14 protein-coding genes are annotated in these 16,521 nt (G+C 63.8%); 12 read left to right on the top strand and 2 right to left on the bottom strand.

Annotated features, from left to right (window positions below):
• Positions 1 to 35: 35 nt before the first annotated feature.
• From CAF73_RS13160 to madM, 11 genes are all read left to right on the top strand, one after another.
• Positions 36 to 5,948, top strand: a complete 5,913-nt coding sequence (locus CAF73_RS13160) for an Hpt domain-containing protein (RefSeq protein ID WP_085702898.1) — start codon at positions 36 to 38, stop codon at positions 5,946 to 5,948.
• Entirely contained in the window at positions 5,941 to 6,411 is a 471-nt protein-coding gene (locus CAF73_RS13155) for a chemotaxis protein CheW (protein ID WP_085697842.1), read from the top strand. The genes CAF73_RS13160 and CAF73_RS13155 overlap by 8 nt, the downstream gene beginning before the upstream one ends.
• A gap of 128 nt (positions 6,412 to 6,539) precedes the next feature.
• Positions 6,540 to 8,210, top strand: coding sequence for a malonate decarboxylase subunit alpha (gene mdcA, locus CAF73_RS13150; protein WP_085697841.1), 1,671 nt, complete (start codon positions 6,540 to 6,542; stop codon positions 8,208 to 8,210).
• Positions 8,210 to 9,082, top strand: coding sequence for a triphosphoribosyl-dephospho-CoA synthase (locus CAF73_RS13145; protein ID WP_085697840.1), 873 nt, complete (start codon positions 8,210 to 8,212; stop codon positions 9,080 to 9,082). Before mdcA ends, CAF73_RS13145 begins: the two co-directional genes overlap by 1 nt.
• The gene (locus CAF73_RS13140; RefSeq protein ID WP_003229075.1) at positions 9,082 to 9,381 is read left to right on the top strand and encodes a malonate decarboxylase subunit delta; all 300 of its coding nucleotides are present in this window, start codon (positions 9,082 to 9,084) and stop codon (positions 9,379 to 9,381) included. Before CAF73_RS13145 ends, CAF73_RS13140 begins: the two co-directional genes overlap by 1 nt.
• Positions 9,374 to 10,225 (top strand): biotin-independent malonate decarboxylase subunit beta, encoded by an 852-nt coding sequence (locus tag CAF73_RS13135; RefSeq protein ID WP_085702897.1) that lies wholly within the window; start codon positions 9,374 to 9,376, stop codon positions 10,223 to 10,225. The genes CAF73_RS13140 and CAF73_RS13135 overlap by 8 nt, the downstream gene beginning before the upstream one ends.
• Entirely contained in the window at positions 10,222 to 11,007 is a 786-nt protein-coding gene (gene mdcE / locus CAF73_RS13130; RefSeq protein WP_085697838.1) for a biotin-independent malonate decarboxylase subunit gamma, read from the top strand. Before CAF73_RS13135 ends, mdcE begins: the two co-directional genes overlap by 4 nt.
• Entirely contained in the window at positions 11,001 to 11,621 is a 621-nt protein-coding gene (locus CAF73_RS13125; RefSeq protein ID WP_085702896.1) for a malonate decarboxylase holo-ACP synthase, read from the top strand. The genes mdcE and CAF73_RS13125 overlap by 7 nt, the downstream gene beginning before the upstream one ends.
• Positions 11,618 to 12,538, top strand: a complete 921-nt coding sequence (gene mdcH / locus CAF73_RS13120) for a malonate decarboxylase subunit epsilon (RefSeq protein ID WP_085702895.1) — start codon at positions 11,618 to 11,620, stop codon at positions 12,536 to 12,538. Before CAF73_RS13125 ends, mdcH begins: the two co-directional genes overlap by 4 nt.
• A gap of 64 nt (positions 12,539 to 12,602) precedes the next feature.
• Positions 12,603 to 12,995 carry a malonate transporter subunit MadL gene (gene madL / locus CAF73_RS13115; RefSeq protein WP_025109166.1) on the top strand — a complete coding sequence of 131 codons (393 nt, stop codon included), beginning with the start codon at positions 12,603 to 12,605 and terminating at the stop codon, positions 12,993 to 12,995.
• Positions 12,996 to 13,000: 5 nt separating this feature from the next.
• Positions 13,001 to 13,765 carry a malonate transporter subunit MadM gene (gene madM, locus CAF73_RS13110; RefSeq protein ID WP_085697912.1) on the top strand — a complete coding sequence of 255 codons (765 nt, stop codon included), beginning with the start codon at positions 13,001 to 13,003 and terminating at the stop codon, positions 13,763 to 13,765.
• 40 nt (positions 13,766 to 13,805) lie between these two features.
• Here the strand turns inward: madM and CAF73_RS13105 are convergent, their stop codons facing one another.
• On the bottom strand, positions 13,806 to 14,726 hold the full coding sequence (locus CAF73_RS13105; protein ID WP_085697834.1) for a LysR substrate-binding domain-containing protein: 921 nt from the start codon (positions 14,724 to 14,726) through the stop codon (positions 13,806 to 13,808).
• Positions 14,727 to 14,867: 141 nt separating this feature from the next.
• On the opposite strand from CAF73_RS13105, the gene CAF73_RS13100 reads away from it, so the two are divergent.
• A complete protein-coding gene (locus CAF73_RS13100; RefSeq protein WP_011336351.1) occupies positions 14,868 to 15,485 on the top strand; it encodes a hemolysin III family protein in 618 nt (205 codons plus the stop codon).
• Positions 15,486 to 15,536: 51 nt separating this feature from the next.
• On the opposite strand, the gene CAF73_RS13095 is transcribed toward CAF73_RS13100, so the two are convergent.
• On the bottom strand, positions 15,537 to 16,493 hold the full coding sequence (locus CAF73_RS13095) for a LysR family transcriptional regulator (RefSeq protein ID WP_085697832.1): 957 nt from the start codon (positions 16,491 to 16,493) through the stop codon (positions 15,537 to 15,539).
• Between the last annotated feature and the right edge of the window lie 28 nt (positions 16,494 to 16,521).

Here is a 16,521-nt window from a genome sequence, read left to right as displayed (position 1 = left end):
GGCCTGCGGGCGAGGCCATGTCGAGCGGAGTGGTTATGGGTGACCGGCACGACTACGTGGCCCTCGAATGGGTCAAGGGTGAAATAGCCGAGACGCTGAGACAGGCGCATCAGGCCATTGAAGCCGTTCTCGACGATCCGCAGTCGGTGCCGGGGCTGGACGAGTGTCTGGCCTGCATCCATCAGGTGCATGGCAGCCTGCAGATGGTCGAGTTCTATGGCGCGGCATTGCTCGCCGAAGAAATGGAACACCTGGTCGAAGCGTTGCAGAACGACCGCGTCAGCCACCGCGACGAAGCGCTGCACTTGCTGTTGCAGGCGCTGGGCCAGTTGCCGACTTACCTCGACCGCGTGCAGGGCGCCCGCCGTGACCTGCCGCTGGTGGTACTGCCGCTGATCAACGACTTGCGCAGCGCCCGAGGCGAAAGCCTGTTGTCGGAAACCAGCCTGTTCAGCCCGCAGTTGCCCGAACTGGCGCCTTTGAGCGAAGAAACACTGGCGCTGCTGGAACCGCCAGAGCTGGCGAATGTGCTGCGCAAGTTGCGCCAGATGCTGCAAATGGCGCTGGTCGGATTACTCCGCGAGCAGGACGACCAGACGCATCTCGGTTATCTGGCCAAGGTTTTTACCCGACTTGAAGCACTCAGCGGTCACTCGCCGCTGAGCCCGTTGTGGCAGGTCGCCTCGGCTCTGGTCGAGGGCATGCGCGAAGGGCGAATCGCCAACAGCCCGGCCCTGCGCAGTCTGTTCAAGGACGCCGACAAGGAACTCAAGCGCCTGCTCGAACAGGGCATGCCCGGCCTCAACCAGCCGCCACCGCCTGAACTGCTGAAAAGCCTGCTGTTTTATATCGCCAAAGCCGAACATCCCACCGGGCAGATGCTGACCATGAAAGATCGCTACTCCCTGGACGACGCGCTGCCCGACAGCGCGATGGTCGACGAAGAACGCGCGCGCCTGGCCGGTCCCGACCGCGACGCCATGCGCTCGGTGCTCGCGGCGCTGTGCGAAGAGCTGGTACGGGTCAAGGAACGCCTCGATCTGTTCGTGCGCAGCGACCGCCAGCACGCCTCGGACCTGGACAGCCTGCTGGCGCCGCTGCGGCAGATCGCCGATACGCTGGCGGTGCTTGGTTTCGGTCAGCCGCGCAAGGTCATCATCGATCAACTGGCAGTGGTGCTCAGCCTTGCGCAGGGCCAGCGCGAACCGAACGATGCCACGCTGATGGACGTCGCCGGCGCCTTGCTCTACGTCGAGGCGACGCTGGCCGGGATGGTGGGTACGGTGGAGCCGGAGAGCCCGGAAGACTCGCGCCTGCCGACCACCGACCTGACGCAGATCCATCAGATCGTGATCAAGGAAGCGCGCATCTGCCTGCAACAGGCCAAGGACATGATTGTCGACTACATCGACGCCGACTGGGATCGCCAGCAACTGCAAAGCCTGCCGGCGCTGCTGACCCAGGTGCGCGGTGCACTGGCGATGATTCCGCTGGCGCGCGCGGCAAGCCTGCTCGAAGCCTGCAACGGGTTCATCCGCGAGCATCTGTTGCTCGACCCTCATGAGCCGGGTTGGCAGCAACTCGACAGCCTCGCCGACGCCATCAGCAGCCTCGAGTACTACCTTGAGCGCATGACCGATGACCCGCAGGCTCCCAGCGAGCACTTGCTGGATATCGCGCAGAAAAGCCTCGCCAGTCTCGGTTTCTTTCCCGACGAACAGCCCGGCGAGCCGCATGTGCCGGTGCTCGACGATGTGCTCAGCCCCAGCGAAGCCCTGGTGATGCAGGATTTGCAGGAGCTGGATGATCCGCAGATCGTGCAGTCGTTGGCCGAAGTGCTGGCCAGCCCGGTGTCGGCGGTCAACCCGCCGGCGCTGACCACGCCGGGCAGCCTGCTGCCGCCACCGGCTGATGAAGAACCGGTGGACGACGAGCTGCGCGAAGTGTTCCTCGAAGAGACCGGGGAAGTGCTCGAAGTACTGAGCGAATACCTGCCGCGCTGGTCTGCCGAGCCCGATGACCGCGCCGCCCTCAGTGAGCTGCGCCGAGCGTTCCACACCCTCAAGGGCAGCGGCCGGATGGTGCGTGCGCTGGTTATCGGCGAACTGGCCTGGGCGGTGGAAAACCTGCTCAACCGCGTGCTTGAGCACAGCGTCGAACCCGGCCCGGCGGTGCACCAGTTGCTTGCCGACACGCTGCTGCTGTTGCCCGATCTGATCGGCGAATTCGCCACCAACGGCCAGCGTCAGCGCCACGATGTCGATCAACTGGCGGCCCGTGCTCATGCGCTGGCCAAGGGCGACACACCGCTGCCGGCTGAAGACGTGGAAGACGTCGCGGCCCTCGATCCGCTGCTGCTGGAGATTTTTCGCAACGAAGCCGAAACCCATCTCGCCAGCCTCAACCGTTTTCTCGATCAGGCCGCCGAGCATGTGCCGTTGCAGGCCAGTGACGAATTGCAGCGTGCACTGCACACGCTCAAGGGCAGCGCCTCGATGGCGGGGGTTTCACCGATTGCTGAATTGGCGGCGCCGCTCGACAAGCTCGCCCGGGAATTCAAGGCCCATCAACTGGCGTTGGACCTGGACGAAGTGGAACTGCTGCTCGAAGCCGAGGGCCTGTTCCGCGTCGGTCTGCGTCAGCTCAAACACGATCCGCTGGCGCCGATTGTCGGCGCGCAGTCGTTGATCAAACGCACCGAAACCCTGCTCGGCGAGCGCCTGGAATCAATCCTCAGCGCGCCGAGCAGTGCGTTGCGGGTCAAGCGTGATCCGCAACTGATCAACAACTTCCTGGCCCAGGGCATGGACATCCTGCTCGACGCCGAAAACCTCCTGCAGCGCTGGCAACAACACCCCGGAGAACGTCAGGAACTCAGCGCGCTGCTGGATGAACTGACGACCCTGGGCGAGGGCGCGCACCTGGCGGATCTGCTACCGGTGGACGTGCTGTGCGAAGCGTTGCTCGATCTGTACGGCGCCGTCGAAGAAAGCAGCCTGGCGGTCAGCGAGCGGTTTTTCCATGAGGCGCAGCAGGCCCATGAAGCCCTGATCAACATGCTCGACGAACTGGCCGCCGGCCAGGAAATCACCCCGCAACCGCAGCGCATCCGCGCCTTGCACGAACTGCTCGACGAAAGCCTCGACCCGTCGGCCATGGGCCTGATCCGCAGTGATGGCAGCCGTACCCCGAGCATTCGCGAACTGGGCAGCGCTACCGCCGAACTGCAACAACACAGCGCCGACAGCGGGCCGGACGACGAGATCGTCGAGATCTTCCTCGAAGAGGCGGTCGACATTCTCGACAGCGCCGGGCAAGCCTTGCAGCGCTGGCTGAAAGACCCGGAGAACGGCGCACCGCTGTCGTCGCTGCAACGGGATCTGCACACGCTCAAGGGCGGCGCACGGATGGCCGAGGTGGCGGCGGTCGGCGATCTGGCCCATGAGCTGGAAGGCCTTTACGAAGGGTTGGTGGATCGTCGTTACAGCCACAGCGAAGCCCTCGACCGATTGCTGCGCCAGAGCCACGAACGTCTGGCGCAGTTCCTCGAACAGTTGCACCTGCACCAGCCGCTGGATCCGGCGCAGGACCTGATCGAGGCGATCCGCCGTTTCCGTCAGGGCTCGACCGCCAATCCTGAAACACCGCCAACCAGCGTCACGCAGGACGGCCCCGGACACGATCCGGAGCTGCTGGAAATCTTCCTCGAAGAAGGTTTCGACATCATCGAAAACTCCGGTGCCGCGTTGCTGCGCTGGCAGGCCGAGCCCGGCAATCGCCAGGAAGTGGAAACCCTGTTGCGCGATCTGCACACCCTCAAGGGCGGCGCGCGGATGGTGGAAATCGGCCCGATCGGCGACCTCGCCCATGAGCTGGAATACCTTTACGAAAGCCTGTCCGCCGGTACCCTGCAGGGCAGTGCCGAACTGTTTGCCCTGTTGCAGCGTGGTCATGACCGGTTGGCCCAGATGCTCGATGCGGTGCGCGCCGGCCAGCCATGCCCACCGGCGGATCGGCTGATCAGCGCGATCCAGAATTTCAGCCATCCGGTGGTGCAAACTCCGGCGCCGGTGCCGCCGGTGGCGGTGAAGGTTGAGCCTGCTGCTCCGGCGCCCGAAGCCGGGGCGGACATGGTCAAGGTCTCCGCCGAGTTGCTGGATGAACTGGTCAACCTCGCCGGCGAAACCTCGATTTTCCGTGGGCGCATCGAACAGCAAGTCAGCGATGCGCAGACCGCTCTGCACGAGATGGAAACCACCATCGAGCGCATGCGCGACCAGTTGCGCCGGCTCGACACCGAAACCCAGGGGCGGATCCTCAGTCGTCAGCAAGTGGATGCCGAACGCCTCGGCTACGAAGATTTCGACCCGCTGGAAATGGACCGCCATTCGCAGTTGCAGCAGTTGTCCCGGGCGCTGTTCGAGTCCGCTTCCGACTTGCTGGATCTGAAGGAAACCCTCGACCGGCGCGCCCACGACGCCGAGAACCTGTTGCAGCAGCAGGGGCGGATCAACACCGAGTTGCAGGAAGGCCTGATGCGCACGCGCATGGTGCCTTTCGAGCGCATGTTGCCGCGTTTGAAACGCATCGTCCGACAGGTCGCCGAAGAGCTGGGCAAGGACGTCGCGTTTACCGTTGGCAACGCCGAAGGCGAGATGGACCGCAACGTACTCGAACGCATGGCCGCACCGCTGGAGCACATGCTGCGCAATGCCGTCGACCATGGTCTGGAGTCCGCCGAAGTCCGGCTGGCGGCGGGCAAACCGGCGCAGGGGCAGATCAGCCTCGACCTGTCCCGCGAGGGCGGCGACATCGTGTTCGACATCCGCGACGATGGCGCCGGCGTGCCGCTGGACGCTGTGCGGCGCAAGGCGATCAAGCGAGGATTGCTGGCACCTGACGCGCAGATCAGTGATCGCGATGTGCTGCAGTTCATTCTTCAGCCAGGTTTTTCCACGGCCGAGAAAATCACCCAGATTTCCGGGCGTGGCGTGGGCATGGACGTGGTGCACGAAGAAGTCCGGCAACTGGGCGGCACCATGAGCATCGACTCGGTGCCGGGGCAGGGCGTGCACTTCCGCATTCGCCTGCCGTTCACCGTGTCGGTCAACCGTGCGCTGATGGTGCAGTGTGGTGAGGATCAATACGCGATTCCGCTGAACACCATCGACGGCATCGTCCGTGTGCTGCCGAATGAACTGGACGGGCATTTCCGTCTCGACCCGCCGAGTTATCAATACGGCGGTCAGCGTTATGAACTGTGCTATTTGGGCGAGCTGCTGAAAACCGCGCCACGGCCGAAGCTGTCCGGCCAGAGCCTGCCGGTGCCGGTCTTGCTGGTGCAGTGCAACGACCGGCACATTGCGGTGCAGGTCGACACGATGGCCGGCACCCGCGAGATCGTGGTCAAGAGCCTCGGCCCGCAGTTCGCGTCGGTGCAGGGCGTGTCCGGGGCGACGATTCTCGGCGATGGCCGGGTGGTGCTGATTCTCGACCTGCTGGCGCCGATCCGCGCGATGCAGGCGCGGTTGCCGCAGCGGCCGGCCAGTCACGAAATCGAGAGCGAACCGCAAAAGCCGTTGCTGGTGATGGTGGTCGACGATTCGGTCACGGTGCGCAAGGTCACCAGTCGTTTGCTGGAACGCTACGGCATGAACGTGCTGACCGCCAAGGACGGGGTCGATGCGATGCTGCTGCTGGAAGAACACATGCCGGACCTGATGCTGCTCGACATCGAAATGCCGCGCATGGACGGCTTCGAAGTGGCGACCCAGGTGCGCCACGACGAGCGCCTGAAACACCTGCCGATCATCATGATCACCTCGCGCACCGGCCAGAAACACCGCGACCGCGCGATGGCCATCGGCGTCAACGACTACCTCGGCAAGCCGTACCAGGAATCGGTGCTGCTCGAAAGCATCGCGCTGTGGAGCAAAAAACATGCATGAACGCCGGGACAACCAACGCACCAGCCAACTCACCGGGCTGCTGCTGCCGCTGGCGGATCGCAACCTGATCCTGCCCAACGTCGCCGTTGCCGAGCTGATCGACTACCAGTCCAGCGCCTTCGATCTCGACACGCCGCCGTGGTATCTGGGCCGGGTGACCTGGCGCGAGCGGCAGATTCCGCTGCTGAGTTTCGAGTCGGCCTGCGGCAACAAGATCGTCATCGGCGAGCGGGCACGGATCGTCATCCTCAACGCCCTCGGCGGGCGGCCTGAGTTGAAGTTCATCGCGCTGCTGGTGCAGGGGATTCCGCGCTCGTACAAGCTCGACAGCCAGTTGAGTTATGTCGACGTGCCGCTGTGTGCGCTGGAGCAGGCAGCGGTGCAGGTCGGGGAGCAGGTGGCGAAGGTGCCGGATTTGTTGGCATTGGAGAAATTGTTGGTGGATGCCGGACTGGTTCACTGAACCAGGGCTTGCCAGCGATGAGGCCAGTATTCATTACGCTGACCGTAACGGTTTGCCACCGCGCTTGATTGATGCCCCCACCTGACACTCCTAAGGTAGCTCCACGACAGCGAACCCGTGGAGTGAGCATGACAACAACAATATCCCCCGACTCGCGCTGGACGCGGCGGCGTGACGAGAAGCAGCGGCGCCTCGACAGGGTGCGCGGGCTGGCCGACGGTGCGGTGTTGCCCACCGACAGGATCGTCGCGGCGCTTGAGGCGCTGATCCTGCCCGGCGACCGTGTGGTGCTGGAGGGCAACAACCAGAAGCAGGCAGATTTCCTCTCGCGCTCTCTGGCCAGGGCCGATCCTGAAAAGCTCCACGACCTGCACATGATCATGCCCAGCGTCGGTCGCTCAGAGCATCTGGACCTGTTCGAACGCGGCATCGCCCGCAAACTCGATTTCTCCTTTGCCGGCACCCAGAGCCTGCGCATCAGCCAGTTGCTCGAAGACGGTCTGCTGGAAGTCGGCGCGATCCACACCTACATCGAACTCTACGCCCGGCTGGTGGTGGACCTGATTCCCAACGTCGTGCTCTCGGCCGGGTTCATGGCCGACCGTGCCGGCAACATCTACACCGGCCCGAGCACCGAAGACACCCCGGCGCTGATTGAACCGGCAGCCTTCAGCGACGGCATCGTCATCGTCCAGGTCAACCAACTGGTGGACGACGTCAGCGAACTGCCTCGCGTGGACATCCCCGCATCGTGGGTCGATTTCGTGGTGGTGGCGGACAAGCCGTTCTACATCGAACCGCTGTTCACTCGCGACCCTCGCCACATCAAGCCTGTACACGTGCTGATGGCGATGATGGCGATCCGCGGCATCTACGAAAAACACAACGTGCAGTCGCTGAACCACGGCATCGGTTTCAACACCGCGGCCATCGAATTGATCCTGCCGACCTACGGCGAATCCCTTGGCCTCAAGGGCAAGATCTGCCGTAACTGGACGCTCAATCCGCACCCCACCTTGATCCCGGCGATTGAAAGTGGTTGGGTCGAAAGCGTGCATTGCTTCGGCACCGAGCTGGGCATGGAAAACTACATCGCCGCTCGCCCGGACGTGTTCTTCACCGGGCGCGACGGCTCGCTGCGTTCCAACCGGATGTTCTGCCAACTGGCTGGGCAATACGCGGTAGACCTGTTCATCGGCGCGACCCTGCAAGTCGATGGCGACGGCCATTCCTCCACCGTGACCCGTGGCCGTCTCGCCGGTTTCGGCGGCGCGCCGAACATGGGTCACGACCCGCGCGGTCGCCGTCACGGCACTCCGGCATGGCTCGATATGCGGCATGACGATTCGCAGCAGCCGATGCTCGAGCGTGGCAAGAAACTCGTGGTGCAGATGGTCGAGACGTTCCAGGAGGGCGGCAAACCGACCTTCGTCGAAACCCTCGACGCGGTTGAGGTGGCGAAGAAAAGCGGCATGCCGCTGGCGCCGATCATGATCTACGGCGACGACGTCACTCACCTGCTGACCGAAGAGGGCATCGCCTACCTGTACAAGGCGCGCTCGCTGGAAGAGCGTCAGGCGATGATCGCTGCGGTCGCCGGCGTCACGGCCATCGGCCTGCGTCACAACCCGAAAGACACTGAACGCATGCGCCGCGAAGGCCTGATCGCCTTGCCCGAAGACCTTGGCATCCGTCGCACCGACGCCACCCGCGAATTGCTGGCGGCGAAAAGCGTGGCCGATCTGGTCGAGTGGTCCGGCGGCCTCTATAACCCGCCCGCCAAGTTCAGGAGCTGGTAATGCACGCACTCAACCTGCAACCGAAAACCATCACCCTCGCGGAACGGCTGGCGGACCTGGCAGTGGACGCGCTGATCGACGAAGCCGACCTGTCGCCGAAACCGGCGCTGGTGGACCGACGTGGCAACGGTGCGCACACCGATCTGCACTTGGGATTGATGCACGCCTCGGCGTTGGCGTTGTGGCCGGCGTTCAAGGAAATGGCCGAGGCCGCGCTCGAGTTCGGCGAGATCGGCTTGCCGCTGCGCGAAGCCATTGGCCGCATCGGCCGGGAAGGCGAGCAAGCGATGCTCGCCACCACCCACGGCGTGAACACCCATCGCGGGGCGATCTGGGCGCTGGGCCTGCTGGTCACGGCTGCTGCGCTGGACACCAGGTCCACCAGCGCTGGCGCCGTTACCCTGCGCGCTGCGCGCCTGGCATTGCTCGATGACCGTCATGCGCCGCGCCCGCTGAGCCATGGCGCGCAAGTCGCCCAACGCTACGGCGCTCGCGGTGCCCGGGAAGAAGCGCAGCTCGGTTTCCCGTCGGTGGTGCAGCGCGGTTTGCCGCAGCTCCAACGCAGCCGCGCCGCCGGCCATGGCGAACAGAACGCCCGGCTCGATGGCTTGCTGGCGATCATGACTGAGCTCGCCGACACCTGCGTCCTGTACCGCGCCGGCGAACAGGGCCTGCACGCCATGCAGCACGGCGCCCAGGCCGTGCTCGACGCCGGTGGCAGCGCCAGCCTCACCGGTCGCCGCCGCCTGCATGAACTGGATCAACAACTCATCGCATTGAATGCCTCGCCCGGTGGCGCCGCCGACTTGCTCGCCGCCAGCCTGCTGCTTGATCGAATCGAGCGCGACGGCATCCTTCAGGGAGCGTTTTGATGGAAACCTTATCCTTTGAATTCCCCGCCGGGCAGCCGCCGCGCGGTCGCGCGCTGGTCGGTTGTGTCGGCTCGGGCGATCTGGAAGTGCTGATCGAACCGGGCCTGGCCGGCAAGCTGACGATCAACGTGCAGACCTCGGTCAACGGCGCGCAGCAGCGCTGGCAGCACCTGTTCGCGCGGATGTTCGACGGCACCACGCCACCGGCGATGGCCATCGATATCCACGACTTCGGCGCGACCCCGGGCGTGGTGCGCCTGCGTCTGGAGCAAGGCTTCGAGGAGATCGGCCATGACTGACACCTCAACACTTTTGCACAAACACAGCTTCGTCGAACTCGGCGCACGGCAGCGGGCGAAAGCCTTGCTCGACGCCGGCACCTTCCGCGAACTGCTCGACCCGTTTCAACGCGTCATGTCGCCGTGGCTCGAGCGTCAGGGCGTGGTGCCGCAGGCGGATGACGGTGTGGTGATCGCCAAGGGCCGCCTCGACGGTTTGCCGGTGGTGATCGCGGCGATTGAAGGCGCGTTTCAGGGCGGCAGTCTCGGTGAGGTCGGCGGCGCGAAAATCGCCGGCGCGCTGGAGCTGGCCGCCGAAGACAACCGCAAAGGCATCCCGACCCGCGCCATCCTGCTGCTGGAAACCGGCGGTGTGCGTCTGCAGGAAGCCAACCTTGGCTTGGCGGCGATTGCCGATATACACGCGGCGATTGTCGATCTGCAGCGTTACCAACCGGTGGTCGGCGTGGTGGCCGGCAGCGTCGGTTGCTTTGGCGGGATGTCGATTGCCGCCGCACTGTGCAGCTATTTGCTGGTGACCCAGGAAGCACGCCTCGGCCTGAACGGTCCGCAGGTGATCGAGCAGGAAGCCGGGATCGAGGAATACGACTCCCGCGACCGGCCCTTCATCTGGAGCCTGACCGGTGGCGAGCAACGTTTCGCCAGTGGCCTGGTAGACCGTTATGCCGCTGATGACGTGGCGCAGATTCGCCATCAGGTCGGCGAGCTGCTGCACCAAGGCCTGCCGAAACAACCGCGCAGTCAACGGGCCGAGTGGTTCCTGCAACGCCTGACGAGCCTGGACACTGACAAGCAAATCGAGCCTTCGGTGGTTCGCGATCTGTATCAAGGAGAGCGCTCATGAGTGGTTATTCCGTGCGCGGTTTGAACTGGTTCAACGCCTTGAGTGCGGGCGCGAAGGCCGTTGAGGGTTTGCCGCCCTCGTTGAAGGTCGCCGATGGTGAGCTCGGGCGGTTTATCGCAGTGGTCGCCGATCCGCAAAACCGTTTCCCTCGCGCTCGCAACGGCGAAGTCGGGTTGCTCGAAGGCTGGGGTCTGGCCAAGGCTGTGGATGATGCGATCACCGCCGACCGTGATAAACCGCAAAAGCGTCCCTTGATCGCCATCGTCGATGTGCCGAGCCAGGCCTACGGTCGCCGCGAAGAAGCCCTCGGCATTCACCAGGCTCTGGCCGGTGCGGCGGACGCTTATGCTCGCGCGCGTCTGGCCGGGCACCCAGTGATAGCGCTGCTGGTGGGCAAGGCCATGTCAGGGGCGTTTCTCGCTCACGGTTATCAGGCTAATCGCTTGATCGCCCTGCGTGATCCGGGGGTGATGGTGCATGCGATGGGCAAGGCTTCGGCGGCGCGGGTGACCTTGCGCAGCGTCGAAGAACTGGAAACCCTGGCGTCCAGCGTGCCGCCGATGGCCTATGACATCGACAGCTATGCCAGTCTCGGGTTGCTCTGGGAAACCCTGTCGGTGCAGCAGATCGAGCAGCCGACGGCGGAGGATCTGGCGCGGGTCGGCGAATGCCTGAAGCAGGCGATCGGCGATATTGGCGCGACGGATTTGAGCAATCGTCTCGGTGCGAAAAATCGCGAAGCCTCCAGCCGCGTGCGTGAACTGTTGAGGGCGCAGTGGTGAACACGCCTCTGGCCCACGACCTGCTGTGGGGCATGACGCCGGCGCAACTGCCGGCGGATGCGCCGCAGTGGGCGATTGACTCGCTGGCTGCCGGGCAACCGGTGGTGGTGCGGCGGGCGTTGAGTGAGGAGGGATTCGTGGCGGTGGGCGTGCGCGGTCGCTTGCGTGAGCAGCGGTTGGCGGCGTTCATGGCGCTCGATTCGATTGCTTGCCGGGTCAGCCCGGAAGCGCTTTGTCAGGTCGACAGCCAGCGTGATCTGCCGGTCATGCAGGCACTTCGGCAACTGCGCTCGATGCTCGATGATTGCGGCTGGGTCTGGGGTGTCAGTGGCAGTGTCGGGTTTGAACTGGCGAGCGGTTTTGCGGCCATGCACGAAGCCAGTGATCTCGATCTGATCCTGCGTACACCGCAACTCATCACCCGTCACCAGGCACGTGAACTGGTGGCGGTTTTCGATCAGGCGATCTGCCGGGTCGACATGCAGTTGCAGACGCCATTCGGTGCTGTCGCCCTGCGCGAGTGGGCCGGAAACACTTCGCGGGTGCTGCTGAAAAACGCCCATGAAGCCTGTCTGGTGAGCGATCCGTGGAACCCGCAGGAGCTGGCAGCGTGACCAGCCTGTTGGTGTTTCCCGGTCAGGGCGCGCAGCAGCCCGGCATGCTCCAGCGTTTGCCTCGGGAAACGCTGATCGAGGCCAGCGACAGCCTCGGTGAAGACGTCTTGCGGCTGGATTCCGGCGAAGCGTTACGCAGCACCCGAGCGGTTCAGCTCTGCCTGCTGATCGCCGGCGTCGCCGCTTCGCGGCAATTGTTGCAGGCCGGACTTACCGCCGATTACGTCGCCGGCCTGTCCATCGGTGCGTACCCGGCAGCGGTGGTCGCGGGAGCGTTGAGCTTCAGCGATGCGTTGCATCTGGTCAGCCTGCGCGGCGAGTTGATGCAGCAGGCTTATCCTCAGGGCTTCGGGATGACCGCGATCATCGGTCTGCAACTCTCCACAGTCGAAGATTTGCTGGCTCAGGTGCACAGCGCAGATACACCGGTCTACCTGGCCAACATCAACGCCGATAACCAGGTGGTGATTGCCGGCAGCGACAAGGCAATGCGGGCAGTGGCCGAGCTGGCGCGCAGTCGTGGCGCCGGGCTGGCAAAACGTCTGGCGGTCAGCGTGCCGTCCCACTGCCCGTTGCTGGATGAGCCGGCACAAACCCTCGCCGAGGCGTTCACCCAGGTAGAGCTGAAAACACCAAAAATCGCTTACCTGAGCGGCAGTCGCGCAAGGCCTGTGACCAAGGTAGAAGCGCTGCGCGACGACCTCGCCTTCAACATGTGCCGCGTGGTGGACTGGCGCGGCACCGTGCAAAGCGCCTACGAGCGCGGCGTGCGACTACAGATCGAACTGCCGCCCGGTGCGGTGCTGACCGGGCTGGCGCGCCGGGTGTTCGAACAGGGGACCGTCACTGCCTTCGACAGTGCCCGGCTCGACACCTTGCAGGCGCTGTTGCGAGAGGAGGAGGGCCGACGACCCTAAATCACCGACTCAGGCTTCGAACAACAAAAACAACATTCGACGATGCACTTTGAGGACTACAACAATGATTATTTACGGTGTGGCGTTTCTCGCCTTTTGTACGCTGGTGGGTATCTGGGTCGGTGAACTGCTCGGCAAGTTGATCGGCGTGCCGGCCAATGTCGGCGGTGTCGGTATTGCGATGCTGCTGTTGATCGGGTTGGGCAGTTACTTGAACAAAAGTGGCTGGCTCAAGGGCAAGACCGAACAGGGCGTCGAGTTCTGGAGTGCGATCTACATTCCGATCGTGGTCGCCATGGCCGCGCAACAGAATGTTTACGGCGCGCTGAAGGGCGGGCCGATGGCGATCCTTGCGGGAACGCTCGCCGTGGTCATTGCCTTTGCCTTGGTGCCGGTGCTGGTGCGCCTGGGTAACAAGGAACCGGCGCCGATCACACCTGCCAAGACTGCGGGGTGAGCGCCATGTACGAATCAATGATGAAAGTCATCACCGGCTACGGGCTGATCAGCGGTTTCCTGATTGTCGGCCTGACCATGTGGGTGTCCTACTGGATGTCCAACACCTTCACCAAGGGCCGTCTGCACGGCTCGGCCATCGCCATTTTGCTCGGCTTGGTGCTGTCGTATATCGGCGGAGCCCTGACTGGCGGTCAGAAAGGGGTCGTGGACATTCCGTTGTTGTCGGGTATCGGTTTACTTGGCGGCGCCATGCTGCGGGACTTCGCGATTGTTGCCACGGCGTTTGGCGTCAGTGTCGATGAGCTGAAGCGGGCCGGGTTTGTTGGTGTGCTGGCGTTGTTTGTCGGCGTGGGCACGTCATTTGTTGCCGGGGTCGGGGTGGCGATGGCATTCGGTTATACCGATGCGGTGAGTCTGACGACCATTGGCGCAGGGGCGGTGACCTACATCGTCGGACCGGTAACCGGCGCGGCCATTGGCGCGAGTTCCGAGGTCATGGCGCTGTCTATCGCCGCAGGGTTGATCAAGGCGATTCTGGTGATGGTAATGACGCCGTTCGTGGCGCCGATGATCGGTCTGAACAACCCACGCAGTGCGGTGATTTTTGGCGGTTTGATGGGGACGTCCAGTGGTGTGGCCGGAGGGTTGGCGGCCACCGATCCGAAACTGGTGCCTTACGGTTGCCTGACGGCGGCGTTCTATACCGCACTTGGATGCTTGCTCGGGCCTTCGCTGTTGTTTCTGCTGATGCGTGGTTTGATGGGCTAGGACGATGATGGGTGATCGTTCCCACTCTGCGTGGGAACGATCATTGGGAGACCTGGCGATTGGCATACATCCGACACTCCGCCAGCAACGCCAGCAAATTCGGATCCCGCTCCTTGGCCTTCAAAAACACCACGCCGATGTGCTGCTGCAACCGGTACTTCTCCTGCAACGGAATCAGCTTCACCCGGTTCTCGTACACCGCCGCAATCCTCCCCGGCAGCAACGCATAACCGACCCCGGAGCTGACCATGCTCAGCAGGGTGAAGATGTCGTTGACCTGCATCGCCACCTTCGGTTCGAACCCCGCTTGCCTGAACACCCGGACGCCGTCCTGATGGGTGGCGAAGCCTTGGGTGAGGGTGATGAAGGTCTCATCGCGCACCTGCGCCAGGTCCACTTCGCTGCGCTGAGCAAAACGGGAATCGGCCGGGGTGGCGAGGAAGATATCGTCGGAAAACAGCGGAATCTGTTCGCAGTCCGGGTCGTTGACGGTGTCGTCCAGCGACACCAGGATCGCGTCGACTTCCATGTTTTTCAGTTTGTAGAGCAGGTCGATGTTCGAGCCCAGGATCAGGTCGATGTTGAGTTCGCTGCGGCGGATCTTCAAACCCATGATCAGCTGCGGCACGGTCTTCACCGTCAGCGAATACAGTGAGCCGAGCTTGAAACGCTCGGCCGAGAACCCGGCGGCTTCGCGGGTCAGGCGCACGCTTTCGACCACGTCCTGAATCAGCTTCTGCGCCCGCTCTTCGAGTACGAAGGCGCTTTCCAGCGGCGTCAGGTTGCGCCCTTCGTGCTTGAACAACGGGCAGCGCAGGGCGCTTTCCAGCGAATGGATTGCGCGGTGCACGCTGACGTTGCTGGTCTGCAACTCGGCGGCGGCGCGGGCGAGGTTGCCGGTGCGCATGAAGGCGAGGAACACCTCGAGTTTCTTCAGGGTCAATTCTTCGTCGATCAGCATGGCGCGGACTCTTCTTGGTATCGGTCGATTGTGCCCAAATATCAGGACAGGCGCAGGCCCGCGTTGAACGGAAACATTGCGCTTTTACGCTCAAGGCCCGAGCCTTGCGCGCTGCGGTAATGAAATCGAGGTGTGCGACACATGTATCACGGAGAAAAACTGAACGCCTGGACGCATCTGGTCGGGGCGGTAGCGGCGTTTGTCGGGGGCGTCTGGATGCTGGTGATCGCCAGCCTCGACGGCAGCCCGTGGAAGATCGTCAGCGTGGCGATTTACGCCTTCACCTTGCTGGTGCTCTACAGCGCATCCACCGTGTACCACAGCGTGCGCGGGCGCAAGAAAGCGATCATGAAGAAGGTCGATCACTTTTCGATCTACCTGCTGATCGCCGGGAGTTACACGCCATTCTGCCTGGTGACCCTGCGCGGGCCGTGGGGCTGGACGTTGTTCGGGATTGTCTGGGGCCTGGCGCTGATCGGCATCCTGCAAGAGATCAAACCGCGCTCCGAGGCGCGGATCCTGTCGATCGTGATTTACGCGGTGATGGGCTGGATCGTGCTGGTGGCGGTCAAGCCGCTGATTGCGGCGCTGGGGACTGCGGGGTTTGCCTGGCTGGCGTCGGGGGGCGTGCTGTATACCGTGGGGATCATCTTTTTCGCCCTCGACCATCGGTTACGGCATGCCCACGGGATCTGGCATCTGTTCGTGATCGCCGGGAGTCTGCTGCACTTTGTGGCGATTCTGTTTTACGTCCTGTAGATCACCCAAAACCTTGCGTGAGCGGGGTTGCCCGCGGTGACGGACTGTCAGTCACTCAGGTGTTGAAGGGGCCAGCGCAATCGCTGGCAAGCCCGCTCCCGCAGGGCCCAGGTTTTGCAGTTCTATCTGCGCGCGGCTGCTGAATATCTGCAACAGGTCGCCGAGGGTATGCGGCGGCGGTTCAGTGGCGCGAGTTACCGCGTACAGCGTGATCGGCAGCGGCGGGGCGAGAGGGCGGATCACAGTGCTGGTCGGCGAAGCACCGAGCGCCGTGAACGGATCGATCACCGCCACCCCGGCGCCGGACTCCACCATCGCTCGCGCCAGTGAGTACGTCTGCACGGCGATCCGTACCCGAGGCGGGGGCTCGACGGCTTCCAGATAACTGTCGAGCCGGGCGGCCAGCGGGTCGGCGCTGGACAGCCCGATCAGCGGCGCACCAGCCAGGGCCATCAGCGACAACGGCTGACCCGCGTCTTCCTCTGGCCAATAACCTTTCGGTGCCAGCGCCACCAACACGCCCACTGCCAATGCCTGCGCCTTCAGCCCTGGATGATCCGGCAACTGCAACGTCAGGGCCACGTCCACTTCGCGCATCAGCAGGTTCTGCATCAGCTCGCGGCTGTGGGCGCTGGACAGTTCGCAGGCGATGTCCGGGAACTGCGCCGTCCATTGCCGGATCGCCGGCGGCAGCAACGACAGCGCCAGGGCAGGCGTCGCGCCGATCCGCAGGCTATGGCCGGGCTCGCGGCGCAGGCTCTGGGCCAGACGCCGCACGCTTTGCAGGCTTTCGGTGACCTTGTCGACTTCGCGCTCCAGCTCCAGCGCTTCCGGGGTCGCCTGCAACTTGCCGCGCACCCGCAGGAACAATGGAAAGCCCAACTGCTGCTCGGCGTGCTGCAGCACCTTGGTCACCGCCGGTTGCGAGACGTGCAGCAATTGCGCAGCGGCGCTGACCGAGCCGGTCTGGCGGATGGCCTGGAAAATCTCGATGTGGCGAAGGCGCATGGCAAGTCCATAACCTTGGTTTATAGGT

Origin of the sequence: Pseudomonas sp. B15(2017), assembly GCF_002113215.1 — a bacterium.
Taxonomy (GTDB): Bacteria; Pseudomonadota; Gammaproteobacteria; order Pseudomonadales; family Pseudomonadaceae; genus Aquipseudomonas.
This window is presented reverse-complemented; position numbering and strand designations above follow the sequence as displayed.

Coding starts and splice junctions, on each gene's coding strand:
- mdcE (WP_085697838.1), top strand. CDS start 10,222: ATGAGTGGTTATTCCGTGCGCGGTTTGAACTGGTTCAACGCCTTGAGT.
- CAF73_RS13100 (WP_011336351.1), top strand. CDS start 14,868: ATGTATCACGGAGAAAAACTGAACGCCTGGACGCATCTGGTCGGGGCG.
- mdcA (WP_085697841.1), top strand. CDS start 6,540: ATGACAACAACAATATCCCCCGACTCGCGCTGGACGCGGCGGCGTGAC.
- CAF73_RS13145 (WP_085697840.1), top strand. CDS start 8,210: ATGCACGCACTCAACCTGCAACCGAAAACCATCACCCTCGCGGAACGG.
- CAF73_RS13095 (WP_085697832.1), bottom strand. CDS start 16,493: ATGCGCCTTCGCCACATCGAGATTTTCCAGGCCATCCGCCAGACCGGC.
- CAF73_RS13105 (WP_085697834.1), bottom strand. CDS start 14,726: ATGCTGATCGACGAAGAATTGACCCTGAAGAAACTCGAGGTGTTCCTC.
- CAF73_RS13140 (WP_003229075.1), top strand. CDS start 9,082: ATGGAAACCTTATCCTTTGAATTCCCCGCCGGGCAGCCGCCGCGCGGT.
- CAF73_RS13160 (WP_085702898.1), top strand. CDS start 36: ATGGGTGACCGGCACGACTACGTGGCCCTCGAATGGGTCAAGGGTGAA.
- madM (WP_085697912.1), top strand. CDS start 13,001: ATGTACGAATCAATGATGAAAGTCATCACCGGCTACGGGCTGATCAGC.
- madL (WP_025109166.1), top strand. CDS start 12,603: ATGATTATTTACGGTGTGGCGTTTCTCGCCTTTTGTACGCTGGTGGGT.
- CAF73_RS13155 (WP_085697842.1), top strand. CDS start 5,941: ATGCATGAACGCCGGGACAACCAACGCACCAGCCAACTCACCGGGCTG.
- CAF73_RS13135 (WP_085702897.1), top strand. CDS start 9,374: ATGACTGACACCTCAACACTTTTGCACAAACACAGCTTCGTCGAACTC.